Origin of the sequence: Marinobacterium rhizophilum (assembly GCF_024397915.1) — a bacterium.
GTDB classification, from domain to species: Bacteria; Pseudomonadota; Gammaproteobacteria; order Pseudomonadales; family Balneatricaceae; genus Marinobacterium_A; species Marinobacterium_A rhizophilum_A.
Genome location: NZ_CP073347.1, coordinates 1,296,873 through 1,309,325 on the forward strand (window position 1 = coordinate 1,296,873; position 12,453 = coordinate 1,309,325).

General features: G+C 60.3%; 10 protein-coding genes. 3 read left to right on the forward strand and 7 right to left on the reverse strand.

Translation table 11 applies throughout. The features are described 5' to 3' along the window. Positions 1–254: 254 nt before the first annotated feature. The gene (locus KDW95_RS05760) at positions 255–737 is read right to left on the reverse strand and encodes a hypothetical protein (protein WP_255855330.1); all 483 of its coding nucleotides are present in this window, start codon (positions 735–737) and stop codon (positions 255–257) included. A 23-nt stretch (positions 738–760) separates the two neighbouring features. Continuing rightward, positions 761–1,201: a hypothetical protein gene (locus tag KDW95_RS05765; protein ID WP_255855331.1), complete on the reverse strand. Its 441-nt coding sequence runs from the start codon at positions 1,199–1,201 to the stop codon at positions 761–763. Between the two features lie 610 nt (positions 1,202–1,811). Between KDW95_RS05765 and KDW95_RS05770 the strand changes: the two genes are divergently transcribed. Beyond that, a complete protein-coding gene (locus KDW95_RS05770; protein WP_255855332.1) occupies positions 1,812–1,946 on the forward strand; it encodes a helix-turn-helix domain-containing protein in 135 nt (44 codons plus the stop codon). A gap of 463 nt (positions 1,947–2,409) precedes the next feature. Here KDW95_RS05770 and KDW95_RS05775 read toward each other — a convergent pair whose 3' ends face one another. Next, positions 2,410–5,838: an adenylate/guanylate cyclase domain-containing protein gene (locus KDW95_RS05775; RefSeq protein WP_255855333.1), complete on the reverse strand. Its 3,429-nt coding sequence runs from the start codon at positions 5,836–5,838 to the stop codon at positions 2,410–2,412. 209 nt (positions 5,839–6,047) lie between these two features. Here KDW95_RS05775 and KDW95_RS05780 point away from each other — a divergent pair, with 209 nt between their 5' ends. Further along, on the forward strand, positions 6,048–6,983 hold the full coding sequence (locus KDW95_RS05780; protein ID WP_255855334.1) for a LysR family transcriptional regulator: 936 nt from the start codon (positions 6,048–6,050) through the stop codon (positions 6,981–6,983). 87 nt (positions 6,984–7,070) lie between these two features. Here KDW95_RS05780 and KDW95_RS05785 read toward each other — a convergent pair whose 3' ends face one another. From KDW95_RS05785 to KDW95_RS05800, 4 genes are all read right to left on the reverse strand, one after another. After that, positions 7,071–8,546, reverse strand: a complete 1,476-nt coding sequence (locus KDW95_RS05785) for a purine-cytosine permease family protein (protein ID WP_255855335.1) — start codon at positions 8,544–8,546, stop codon at positions 7,071–7,073. Between the two features lie 2 nt (positions 8,547–8,548). Next, positions 8,549–8,749 (reverse strand): hypothetical protein, encoded by a 201-nt coding sequence (locus KDW95_RS05790; protein ID WP_255855336.1) that lies wholly within the window; start codon positions 8,747–8,749, stop codon positions 8,549–8,551. Positions 8,750–8,941: 192 nt separating this feature from the next. Next, positions 8,942–9,946 (reverse strand): sugar phosphate isomerase/epimerase family protein, encoded by a 1,005-nt coding sequence (locus tag KDW95_RS05795; protein WP_255855337.1) that lies wholly within the window; start codon positions 9,944–9,946, stop codon positions 8,942–8,944. Continuing rightward, a complete protein-coding gene (locus KDW95_RS05800; RefSeq protein WP_255855338.1) occupies positions 9,943–10,671 on the reverse strand; it encodes a GntR family transcriptional regulator in 729 nt (242 codons plus the stop codon). Before KDW95_RS05800 ends, KDW95_RS05795 begins: the two co-directional genes overlap by 4 nt. Positions 10,672–10,868: 197 nt before the next feature. On the opposite strand from KDW95_RS05800, the gene KDW95_RS05805 reads away from it, so the two are divergent. Continuing rightward, positions 10,869–12,416, forward strand: a complete 1,548-nt coding sequence (locus KDW95_RS05805; RefSeq protein WP_255855339.1) for an ABC transporter substrate-binding protein — start codon at positions 10,869–10,871, stop codon at positions 12,414–12,416. Positions 12,417–12,453: the final 37 nt, after the last annotated feature.

Sequence of the window (12,453 nt, forward strand, 5' to 3'; positions counted from 1 at the left end):
CAAGGGGCAAGGTGAAAGGTGAAAGGTGAAAGGTGAAAGGTGAAAAGCGTGATTCGTGATTCGTGATTCGTGGATTGTAAGGGGTAAGTGAAAGCTGAAAGCCGTAAGCCATAAGCCATAAGCAAGGGCCGATGAGTTACCTCATCGGCCTTTTTTGGTTTTTCGGAGGGCTAGTTTGTGCCCAAAGCGGACATTGGTGAACGGAAGTTAGGTATACAGTCCCGGAATGCCCGTTTGAGCAATTTGTTAGCAAATTATTGACTTGTTCTTACAAATATCGCTTTTTGGATATCTTCAAAAACACCTTGGTAGAACTCTGGCGCCTCTATTGGGACAGAATTTCCCCCCTTCATACCATAACCACTAGAAGTTTCTTGATGTTTTACAAAATTAAGTCTAATTGCTACAAGGCTAGACGGCATAACTTCAATAAACGCAGTAGATTTTGTATATTCTATCGTTTGACCAACGAATGGCACAAAACCACTGCTTTTATTACTTTCAGCAGTAATAAATCCAGTAGAAGAATCCGCCGTATCAACAACATACCCTTTATCTTGAAATACTGATAAAGCTGAGGCAAATGCAACTTTATAAGTGGTATCAAACTCACGCTTTTGAATTGACTGCAATTCCAAGCTGGTTTTTGATGGCTTGTAATTCTGCTGCGTACAACCCGACATTAAGCCAACAATAAGTATCATTAAAAAACTTAACTTCCATTTATTATTTAACATACTTTATCCTTTGACTGTAGACATTAGAAACTAGATGATCTGTATGAGAATTTTTTGACCCTATTATTCTCATTAAACTTAATAATAATGGTTAATGTTCTTTGAGACGTGGAAGTGGCACCTGAGCCTTGACTATATCCCGGCGCCACACCGCCACCTATAGAACTACCGAATCCTAAAACAAGTGCAGAGACTCCACCGCTACTAGTGGAGTAAACTTTAGTAGTTGAGATTTTGTCATACATCCATACTTCATTACCATCTTGGTCTGTCGATACGATATTAGGCGAACCGAGAGTTTCAGCAACTTGAGCACTGCTCATGCCTTCTCGTATTTCACGCTGAACTTTTCCAACCGTTAGACGATCGCCTGCGTCATTATTAACGTCTTGTTTATGCTGTGCAGCAGACATACATCCAGTCATGAATATACTTGCAAGTAGCATTACAGAAATTGCTTTCATGTTTTGCCTCCCTGTAAACGTCGAAGTTTTCTTGAAGAGTAGCATTTTAATGCTGCGCATGTGCGTTTGCGCGCAGCACAGCTTAGTGTGGCTAAGCGACTGAATAAAATAGAATTTCGAGATACCACAGTCATTCTCCTCCATTGAAAACGAGCCTGTGCGATTGTGTGTGAGGCTGCGTGTAATTTTTACAGCCATAGATCCAGAGTCCCGTGATAATGCCCCATCTCCGGTCATCGTGCCAGTGGGAATTGAGCATGACAGCGTGGCGAGAAAGTATAGCAGACCATACAGGCCAAGCAGCCAAGCAGCGCCCTAGCTGAGAGGTGTCTGCGATGTCGTTGTCGTCGGTGGTTGCTTTGCAGATGGCGGCCAGTATTGTTCCAGCATCCTCCGCGCGCTGCTGCAATCTAAGCTGCGCCAGGGACAGCGGCGCCCGCCATGCCTTGCCTTGCCTTGCCTTGCCTTGCCTTGCCTTGCCTAGCCTAGCCGGTCCGAACGAGGGCATCCGCCAGCGATCCCAGCAAAAGGATCCAATCTATTCTGGAAGAGCAATTTGCATTTAGCAATAATCCTCTATCGAATAATACTTTGATAATAGGTTACGTATATGAGCACCCACCACCACAGCCTGCCGTACCTCACGGACTTCGACTTGCGTGTGTTTCACGCCGTGGTACACAACAAGGGCTTTGCCGCTGCGCAGGATGAGCTGGGGGTATCACAGTCCACCATCAGCCCGTAGGTTGAGTTAGCGAAGCGTAACACTCTAATAAATAGTCAAAACCATGTTTATCACATGAATCTCCGGTAATAATCTAGTAAATTATCAATTATACGGATCAGGTTTCCGGATCGATTTCGGTCTTCGATAAACCTCTTTTTCGCCTCTTGGCGACTCACTTTTCTTTGCTCGCGCGAAAGAAAAGTAAGCAAAAGAAAGCGCGCCCGGAGAAGCCTTTCCACTGCGCGCTGAAATGTTTTTCCGGGCACCGCTGATGACACTTCCCTGTGTCACAGCGACGGCGCGGCATCCATGCCGGCGCCCCTGCCGGGCCTGATCGAAAAAACATTCCAGTGCTCGTCGGCTTCTAACGGGGTCCGGAGCTCGCCCTGACACATTACAGGTTAAAGACCCCTGCAGCCTCAGGTTAAGTGAACGAAGCGAAACGCGACATCTCCTGATCCGTCCAAACCAATAACAAGACTCACCCCGCCCCGTCCAGTTTTTCCAACAGGGTTTTGGCAGTCGTGACAAGGCTTCCGTCGGCTTCAGGGCTGGCCTTGCAAATCATATCCAGCAGCTCCCGCGCTTCCTTCGCCCGGCTTTGCTGTATCCGTAATTGTGCCAGTGACAGCATTGCGCGCCATTCCAGCAGGCGGGCGCCCTGCCCGCGGGCCAGCTTGATCGCCTGCAGAAAGCAGCTTTCGGGCGTTGCGGACGCCCCCTTCCCGGCGGCCGGAGAAACCGGCGCATCCGCCAGGCACTCGCCCCTGAGCCGATAAAGCTCCGCCTCGTAGAAGCGCTCCCGGGTTGTTTCCACCAGCGCCAGGGCTTCATCCAGAACCGACAGCGCCTCGGCGGTCTTGCCGGCCCGAACGAGGGCATCCGCCAGCAGCCCCTGCAAATGGGTCATGAACATTTCGGCGCCGGTGGCCCGGTAAGCCACCAGGCCCTGCCGGATCTGCTCGATACCGGCGTCACTGTCGCCCTGCGCGGCCAGGGCCCAGCCTTGCAGCACCCGGCCATGGGCCAGCCAGAACGAGAACCCCTGTTCACACGACAGCTCGATGGCGGCCTCGGCGCGGGCCAGCACCTGCTCGCCCTCCCCGCAGAGCTGGTGCAGCTCGGCGGCAAAGTCCAGCGCAAACGCCAGGCTGACAGGGTGCCCCAGCTGTTGTGCCAGGGCCAGGGCAGCATCGTTCTGCGCCCGCGCCTGGGCCGACGCCCCCATCAGCTGCAGCGTAAAGGCCAGGTAGCACAGGCAGAGCACGCCGGGGTCCAGCCCGTACAGGAAGGCGTGGGCGCGGTGCTGCTCGGGATCATAGAGGGCGGCGCCCTGCTCGAGCCTGTCCCGCGCCGGCGCCAATTCCCCCAGTGGCAGCAACACCACGCCGACCGAGCCATAGGCCTCCAGCAGGAAGTCCGTATCCTGCTCGCGCTCGGCCAGTTGCAGCAGCTGCTCGGCCATATCCAGCGCCGCCTGCAGCTCGCCGCCCACCAGGTAGTAGGCATCCAGCCCGAACAGCGCCGTGAAGTGCGCCGGCACGTCATCGCTGTGCTGGCTGAGTTCCAGCGCCCGGCGGTAGGTCGCCTCCACCTCCGCCGCCGCGTAGCCCCTGATCGCCATCCAGACAGGTCCCAGCGCCAGCTGCAGCCCCAGTTCCTGGCGCTGGCGCTCGGGGGTATCGGGCAGTTGTTCCAGGCGCTCCAGTGCCGCGCCCAGGTGCTCGACCGCCTCGCCGTTGGCACAGCGGTGCAGTGCCTGTTCGCCGGCCCGCTGCAGGTATTCCACCGCCTTGGGGACATTACCGCTGCAGCTGTAGTGGTGGGCCAGCTCGTTGCAGCGTTCCTCCCGCTGCTCGGGAAACAGCGCCTCCAGCGCCCGGGCCGTACGCTCGTGCAGCGCAGTGCGCCTGTCCTTCAGCACCGAGCCATAGGCCACTTCCTGGGTCAGGCCGTGCTTGAAGCTGTATTCCACCTCAGGAAAGGCCGGCCTCTCGTAGAGGAATTCGCCCGCCTGCAGACGGGACAGGCGCTGGCGCAGTGGCTGTTCCGCCAGCTCGACCACCTGCAGCACCAGGCTCCAGGGAAACTCCTTGCCGATCACCGCCAGGGTTTGCAGCAAGGCTTTCTCGTCCGCCTGCAGACGGTCGATACGGGCGCTCAGCACACCCTGCACCGTCGTCGGGATCTGCAGCGCCTCGGGCGCCCTCTGCAGACGGTAATGACCAGGCTCGCCGAGCAAGACCGCCTCTTCAACCAGCGTCTGTACCACCTCTTCAAGGAAGAACGGGTTACCGTCGGTCTGCGCCATGATCAGCGGTTTTATCGCGGCCAGCGTTGGGTCGTTCCCCAGCAGGGAGCCGAGCAGCACCTCGGCCTCGGCCCGGCCCAGGGGCTCGAGCCGCAGCTGGGTGTAGTTTGGCCGCTGACCCCAGTCGTGCCGGTACTCGGGCCTGTAGTTGACCAGCAACAACAGCCGGGCATGGGTGATACCATCGACAAGATAGTCGAGGAAGGCCGCCGTTTCGTTATCCAGCCACTGCAGATCCTCGAAGATCACCAGCAGCGGTTGGTTGACGCTCTCGCGCAGCAGCAGCCGGCGGATCGCCTCGAAGGTGCGCTGGCGCCGCAGCTGCGAATCCATCTGCGCCAGGGAGGCGCTGGCCTCGGCCAGCCCCAGCAGGTAGAACAGATAGGGCAGGCTGTCTTCCAGCCGCCGATCCAGTGTCAGCACCTTGCCGGTAATCTTTTCACGCCGGCACCGGTCGTCATCCTGGGGGCTGATCTGCAAGTAGGTTTTCAGCAACTCGACCAGCGGCAGATAGGCAAAGGCCTTGCCGTGGGAGACCGAAAAGGTTTCCAGCACCCGGCAGTCCTGCTGCGCGCGGGGCCGGAATTCGTAGAACAGGCGTGATTTGCCCACACCCGGCTCCCCCACCACCCCAACCACCTGGCCACGCGTATGCCGCACCCGCGACAACGCCGTGCCAAGCTGCCCAAGCTCGCTCTGGCGACCGACAAAGGGTGCCAGGCCGCGACGGGCGGCGACCTGCAGCCGGGTGCGCAGGGGACCGCTGCCCAGGACTTCGTACACATCAAGCGGTTGCGCAATGCCCTTGACCGGGATAGCCCCCAGGGCCTTGAACTCGAAATAGCCTTCGGCCAGGCGGCGGGTCGCCTCGCTGACAACAATGGAGCCCGGTGTCGCCAGCCCCTCCATGCGCGACGCCAGGTGAATCGACTGCCCCACCGGCTCATAGTCGGCCCGCAGATCCTCGGTGTGGATCGAGCGCAGCACTACTTCGCCGGTATGGATGCCGACCCGGATCTGCAGCGGTATCTCCTGCTCCAGACGCACCCGGTCAGCATAGCGCTGCATGGATTCCTGCATGCGCAACGCCGCATAGAGCGCCCGCTGTGGGTGATCCTCGTGGGCGATGGGGGCGCCGAACAGCGCCAGGATGCCATCGCCCAGCGACTTGGCGACATAGCCCTCGTAGTGGTGCACCGCCTCCATCATCAGCCCCAGGATCGGATCGATCAGGTTGCGCACCTGCTCCGGGTCAAGGCCCTGAATCAGCGCCGTGGAGCCTGCCATGTCGGCGAAGAGCGCGGTGACAATCTTGCGTTCACCGCCGGCCCCGCCCCGCGCCCGCAGCGCCGCCTGCTCGGCGATAATGCGTTCGGCCAGGTGCCGGGGCGTATAGTGAATGGGGGCGATAACCGCGGGCGCGGGCGCGACCGCCGTGGTGACGGTCTGCGCCAGCGGCGCACCACAGTCATCGCAGAACTTGGCGGCGACTCTCAGGGCATGGCCGCAACGCGGACAGCTGGGCGCCAGAGCAGCCCCGCACTGATTGCAGAACTTCGCTCCCCGGGGATTATCGAACCCGCATCCGGCGCAACGCATGGGACCCTCGCGTTTGGTGGCAACTGACGCAGTCCGCAGCGCCCTGTCGCGGCTAACGCGGCGCTGCGGCTGTCAGTTACAGCATAGCCGGCATCAGGGCAGACCCCGGTTACAGCGCCTTGACCCCGGGCCATCACCCGCAGTGGATTCAGAGGTTACATTGAGCAATAATTCAGTAACGATTGATACTTTGATAAGAGGTTAGGTATATGAGCGCCCACCACCACAGCCTGCCGAACCTGGCCGACTTCGACCTGCGCCTGTTGCGGGTGTTTCACGCCGTGGTACACAACAAGGGTTTTGCCGCTGCGCAGGATGAGCTGGGAGTGTCGCAGTCCACCATCAGCATCCAGATCGGCCAGCTGGAGGATCGCCTGGGCATGCGCCTGTGCGAACGCGGCCGCAAGGGTTTTCACCTGACCGAAGAGGGACAGATCGTATTCGATGCTTCCCTCAGCCTGTTCCGCGCGGTGGAGAACTTTCGCGGCATGGTGGGCAGTACCCGGGGCCAGCTGATCGGCGAGGTGCATTTCGGTATCGTCGACGCCATTGCCAGCAACCAGGCGCTCAACCTGCACCGGGGCATTGGCGACTTTGCCGCGCTCGCGCCCGAGGTGAAACTGCATATCAACCTGTCGTCCCCCCAGGAGCTGCTGCAGGGCCTGATGGAGGAACACTACCACGCCATCCTCTCCCCCATGTCTCGGCTGCACAGTTCCGTGCGTTTCATTCCGACCTTTCGCGAGCAGCAGACACTCTATTGCGGCCTCGGTCATCCGCTGTTCGAGCTGCCATCCCGTGAACTGAACACCGAGATGATCAGCCAGCACGCCTATGCCGGCCGCTCCTACATGCGCGACTGGCAACCGCCGCAGGAAATCGAGTTCAGGCACCAGGCCACCGCCTCCCATATGGAGAGCATCGCCCTGATGATTCTGTCCGGCGGCTACCTCGGCTACCTGCCCTCCCACTACGCCGCCCGCTGGGTCGAGGCCAAGCAAATGCGCCCGCTGCTGGAGGACCAGCTGTCCTACCACGAGCAGTTTTACCTGGCCTACCGCAAGAGCGAGCGCAACCGCGCCGCCCAGGCCTTCGCCCAGTGCATTCGCCAGCAGATGGAAACAGACCCCGGCGCCGATGACTGAGGCCAGACGCAAAAAGGGTGGCAACGCCACAAGACGCTGCCACCCTTTTATTCTGCTTACTGCTTACTGCTTACGGCTCATTGCCCATCATTCGGCTCTCACCGCCGACTGCAGGTCGGCGGGCACGCGGGTTTCGGCCGCGCCGGGGTAATCACCCCAGCCGAACCGGGCAACCAGCAGCCGCGTGAGCAGGATATGGACCACCGCCGCCAGCGCGCAGGACGGCAGGGATGCCGTCACCAGGGCAAAGATTGCCGAGTTGTCCAGGGTCTGCGGATTGAAGATCAGCACATAGACCGCGAAGCCTGCCACCAGCGCCACCACCGCCGCCGGGTTGAAGCCACGCCAGTAGCGAAAGGCCGACTGCTGCGCCGGTGCAAAGATGTGGCGCAGGCTGACCCGCTGGCGGCGCAGGATAAAGAAGTCGGCAATGCCGATACCGGCCAGTGCGCTGTTCAAGGCCGAGGTCCAGACCAGGAAGATAAAGAAGCCATCATAGATACCGGGCAGCGTGAAGATGATGATCACCGGTACCACGCAGAACAGCACCACCAGCAGTTCCCATTTCAGCGCGCGCAGGCGTGAGCCGACCACCTGCCTCAGCCCGACGATCGAGGTATAAAGAATATTGGCCATGCTGGTGACATTGGCGAAGGCCACAAACCCGAGTGCCACTATGCCAAAGGCGAAGCCGCCGATCTGCGTCATCCACACGGTGGGGTCACTGTCACCGAACCTGGCCGCCGCCAGCAGGCCAACCACCTCGCCGAGAACCGCCGCACCGAAGACACCGATCATGTTCGGCCACAGGGCCGTGCGTTGGTTCTTGCTCAGGCGTGCCAGGTTGCCGATATAGGGCCACCAGGAGAAACCCGCCGCCATGTTCACTTCCACCGCGATAATGAAATTGAGCTTGGGGTCCTCAAAGGGAGCGTCCAGCGCCGGCAAGGCCATGAGCTCGGCAAAACTGCTGTTACTGAAGATCAGGTACAGCATCACACCCATGATGATAACCAGCGTCGGCGCGAGAATGGTGTTGAACACCTTGATCGAGGTGGGCCCCCTGGCGACGATAAAGGCGGTCAGGCCGATGGCGAAAAAGGCGGCCAGGTAGACCAGCAGCCCCTGGGGTTCTGCCACCCGCTCGGTCACCAGCCCGGTCAGGCTGTCGATGGAGCGCCCGAACATCAGTCCCAGTACCGCCAGCCAGCCCATGGTCAGAAAGACCACCGCCAGCAGGTAGACCAGCCGGCTGCCGTTGGCGCCGAACATGCTTCGCAGGAAGGTAAATTGCTCGGTACCGTACTTGCCGCTGGCGACACAGGTCGACAGCGCCATGATCAGCACACCCAGGATGTTGCCGATGATGATGGCGGCGATGCCGGCCTGAACACCCACGAAGAGTGCGGTGGCGCCGCCGATCAGGAACGCCCAGGTGGCAATGGCCAGGGCGGAGTTGGCGTAGGTGAATTCCCAGAAACCCCACATCCGCTCGCTGGGCAGCAGCGGGGTGTCGCCGCGCTCGGCGGCCAGTTTAAGCTCTGCATTTTGCTTCGATGACATGCTCAGTACCCCCACACAAAGAACGTGATCACAAGCCCGAGCGTGAGCAGGGCTATCGCCGTGTAGTCCGTGGCACCGAGGGCACCCGGCCAGTTACCGCTGGCTTCCAGCTCTTCGTAAACGCGTATTCGCCGCTCGAGATCCTCGGCGCGCTCCGCTTGCCCGGGGGTCGGTACAGGTCGATCGCTAGTCTGTGTTGCCATCTTTTTCTCCTGGCTTTTTATAATTATCGGAGAGAGGCCGCAAACCCCTCCTGCCTGCAGTATGGAAAAGGGGTATAGGTTGAACAATATCGCGGTATCAATGTATACTTTCACAAAAGCCTATGTAAAACCGGATGACCAAGGCTTCAGTAACAGTTTGGGCCCATCGACCTGTTCTGACCACTTTGCCGTTCACAGCCAGTGCTCGGCGTGCGCTCGAAGCTGCCTCAGCAACCCCCGGACATGGTCCAGCTGATCCCGCGCATCCTGCAGCTCCCGTGCCAGCAACCCTTCCAGATCGGCGGCCGGCGCGAGCTCGGTTTCACTGAACGCCCGGTACGGTATCCAGGGGTCCGGCGCTTCAGCGGCAAAACGCAGCGGCGGCGCGTAGTAGTCCACCTCCTCCTCCAGGCCGTAGGCGAGCACCTGGGGCTCGTCGTCCCCCAGCAGCAGCAGCTCCAGCAGCAGCCGCGCCATCGGCAGCTCGCCGTCCCCGCTGCGGCAGGCCCGGTGGCCCCAGCCCCCCCTTTCGCTGACCACCCGCGCATCCTTGATATGCACGTCGCTGATATGGGGTGCCATCCGCCGCAGCGCGTCCAGCGGCTGTTCCCAGGCATTGAGCATATTGGCGAAGTCAAACAGCAGCTTCAGATTGGGGTTGCCGACCGCCTCGACAATCCGTACCAGCTCATCGCCCTTGAGGTCTTCGTGCTGTTCCAGCGTAAAGCGAAACTGCCCGTGCGGGTCCAGCGTACTGAGCAGGCCCAGGTCCCGCACCGTCCAGGCCATGATCTCTGACACCCGGCCGGCATAGCGGGGATAACAGCGAATCGAGGTCGCCGCCAGCAGCCTGGCGATACGCACCGCCTCGCGCAGTTCGGCGCTATCGGTGGAACTGACTTCCAGATGAACCTCCAGCCCCTGCCGCTGCGCCAGTAACTGCAACGCCGCCAGGCGCCCATCGTCACAGTGGCGCAGGCTCAGGCTTTCACCGTCATCCAGGTGGATCTTGATGCCCTGGAGGCGGTGATCGCCAGCAAAGTGCAGCAGCTCCTCCACCCCAATCCGGTTGCAGCGAAAGTTCAGGTGAAAGGCATAGGCATGGGCAAAGAGCGGGATACGGCCGCTGCGCTCGATCAGCCGTCGTGCCTGCTCGGCCGTCAGCGCCGGCAGGGTAAGGTTCTGACTGTATGTCATTGGATAGCCTCCGGTGAGAATTGCAGTTCCAGGCCCTCAAAGCGCCAGAATTCGCGGTCGATCTGCAGAATGCGGCCCTGCTCGTCGGTCTTGACCCGCTTGATATAGAGTCCCGGCGCACCGCGGCTACAGCCCAGCAACTGTTGTGCCACGCCCTCCAGCCGGACCGGCCGCACCATCAGGTGCGCCAGTTTCGGCCGGATACCGAACGCCTGCTCCCAGACCTCGGTAAAGGATCTGCCGTCCAGCCTGGACGGATACTCCGGCGCCGCGACACAGTTGAGCAGCACATCATGAACAAAGAGCCGGTGCCCGTTGAGCGCCCCCCAGCCGAACACCCGAAACAGCGGGTCCCCGACAGCGATACCGAAATCCGCAGCCTGTTCGGCATCCGCCGCAATGCGTTCCTGCTCCAGATCCTGCCAGCTGGCATCGCCCTGGTCGCGCGCGGCACGCTCGTAACTGACGTGGCTCAGGGGGTCATAGACATAACGCGGTTGCGCGGCAAACCAGCCCCGGCGGTCAAGCCGAAAGACCGCCCCTTCATGCTCCAGTGCCAGCAAGGCCTGGCGCAGCGACATCCGTTTAACACCCAGGGTGGCGCACAGCTCCCGCTCCGGCGGCAGTTTCTCGCCGGCCTGCCAGCGCTGTGCCTGCAACGCCCGCTGCAAGGCCTGCAGGGCGATAGCGGCCGATGTTTGGGTCATCGTCGATTCTGTTTCCATACCCTGATCTCCCCGCCATTCATACAAATGCAACATTTTTGGTTTAAACCATAATAACCGAAACGTGGTTTAAACCATAAAACTTTCTGGTTTAAACCAAAATGTGGTGATATGGTTTAAACCAATCCGGTGATGCACCCCGCGTTCATAACCGGATTGGCGACCTGCTACCACAATAACAACTGGAGAATTGAAAGATGAATCCAACCCCTCGCAGGCTCACGACCCTGCTGGCCGGCCTTCTGATGGGCGCTGCCGCCGGCACGACCCTGGCTGATGGCCGCCCGGATATCTCCGTGGCCGTCGCCAAAAACCCGGCCCGCCTCGACCCCATGGCCGAGAACAGCAACGTCAACGCCCGAGTGATGAAAAACGTCCTGGAAACCCTGATTTACACCGACAGCCAGCACAAGGGCGCGCTCAAACCGGGCCTGGCCGAAAGCTGGCGACTGATCGACAACAAAACCCTGGAATTCGGCCTGCGACAGAATGTGCAGTGCCATAACGGCGAAACCTTCGATGCCGAGGATGTCGCCTTCAGCCTGGGACGCGAGCGCTTCCTCGGTGAGCAGGCGCCGGGCTGGGCCATCGGGCAGCCTTACCTGGGCGGCCTGGAGCAGGTCGAGGTGGTAAACGCCCATACCGTACGGATCCACTTCCAGCAGGAAGACCCGTTGCTGGAACTGCGTTTCGCCAACTGGATGAGCGAGATGGTCTGCAAGGACGCGTACGAGGCCGCCGGCAGCTGGGAGAACTGGCTCAAGCAACCGGTGGGCACGGGCCCCTACCGGCTGGCGGAGGTCAAGTATGGTGACTACATCAGACTGGAGGCCTTCGATCAGTACTGGGGCGAGCAGGCCCCTGCGAAAAGCGTGACCTTCAAGGAGGTGCCGGAGATCGCAGCGCGCATCGCCGGCCTCAAGACCGGCGAGTACGATATTGTCACCGAGCTGACCCCGGATCAGTTCACCCTGCTGCAGGATGATCCCGATACCCGCATCGCCGGCGGCCCGGTACGCATTATTCGCGTTATTGCATTCGACGAGCAGCATCCACAACTGCAGGACCCGAAAGTGCGCCAGGCGCTCAGCCATGCCATCGACCGGCAACTGATCGTCGATGCCCTCTACCAGGGCCACGCCAGCGTGCCCAACGGCCTGCAGATGGAGGTGTTTGGAGACCTCTATGTCGCCGACCACCAGGGCACCCCCTACGACCCCGACAGGGCCCGCCAGCTGTTGAAGGAAGCCGGTTATAACGGTGAGGAGATCTCCTACCGTTATTTGCAGGACTACTACACCGGCGAGGTCAACACCGCCCAGATCCTGGTCGACATGTGGCGCCAGGTTGGCCTCAACGTCAAGCTGGAGCTGAAAGAGAACTGGGGCCAGATCGAGGACGCCCCCGAGGGTCGCGGTATTTTCAACTGGTCCAATAGCGCCGAGTACCCCGATCCCCTGGGCCAGATTTACCGTCTGTACGGCCCCGAAGGCTGGTTCCAGCGCAACCAAACCTACAGCAGCGACGCCTTTAACGAGTGGGGCGAACAGCTCAAGAGCACCGACAAGCGCCAGCGCGTCCAGGCGATGCGCGAACTGCTGGAGATCTACGAGCGCCAGGATCCGCCCGGCACCTACCTGCACACCCTGCCGATGCTGTACGGCGTGCGCGCACAGCTGCAATGGACCCCGACCGATAACCCGTTCATGGACCTGGGCGCCCGCATGCTGCGGATCAGGGGCTGACGCCGGGCAATCCATCCTGAATAAACCGGGCGGGCCA

Bases quoted from the DNA above. Each gene is read 5' to 3' on its own strand.
- KDW95_RS05760 (WP_255855330.1), bottom strand. From the start codon at position 737: ATGTTAAATAATAAATGGAAGTTAAGTTTTTTAATGATACTTATTGTT.
- KDW95_RS05765 (WP_255855331.1), bottom strand. From the start codon at position 1,201: ATGAAAGCAATTTCTGTAATGCTACTTGCAAGTATATTCATGACTGGA.
- KDW95_RS05770 (WP_255855332.1), top strand. From the start codon at position 1,812: ATGAGCACCCACCACCACAGCCTGCCGTACCTCACGGACTTCGACTTG.
- KDW95_RS05775 (WP_255855333.1), bottom strand. From the start codon at position 5,838: ATGCGTTGCGCCGGATGCGGGTTCGATAATCCCCGGGGAGCGAAGTTC.
- KDW95_RS05780 (WP_255855334.1), top strand. From the start codon at position 6,048: ATGAGCGCCCACCACCACAGCCTGCCGAACCTGGCCGACTTCGACCTG.
- KDW95_RS05785 (WP_255855335.1), bottom strand. From the start codon at position 8,546: ATGTCATCGAAGCAAAATGCAGAGCTTAAACTGGCCGCCGAGCGCGGC.
- KDW95_RS05790 (WP_255855336.1), bottom strand. From the start codon at position 8,749: ATGGCAACACAGACTAGCGATCGACCTGTACCGACCCCCGGGCAAGCG.
- KDW95_RS05795 (WP_255855337.1), bottom strand. From the start codon at position 9,946: ATGACATACAGTCAGAACCTTACCCTGCCGGCGCTGACGGCCGAGCAG.
- KDW95_RS05800 (WP_255855338.1), bottom strand. From the start codon at position 10,671: ATGGAAACAGAATCGACGATGACCCAAACATCGGCCGCTATCGCCCTG.
- KDW95_RS05805 (WP_255855339.1), top strand. From the start codon at position 10,869: ATGAATCCAACCCCTCGCAGGCTCACGACCCTGCTGGCCGGCCTTCTG.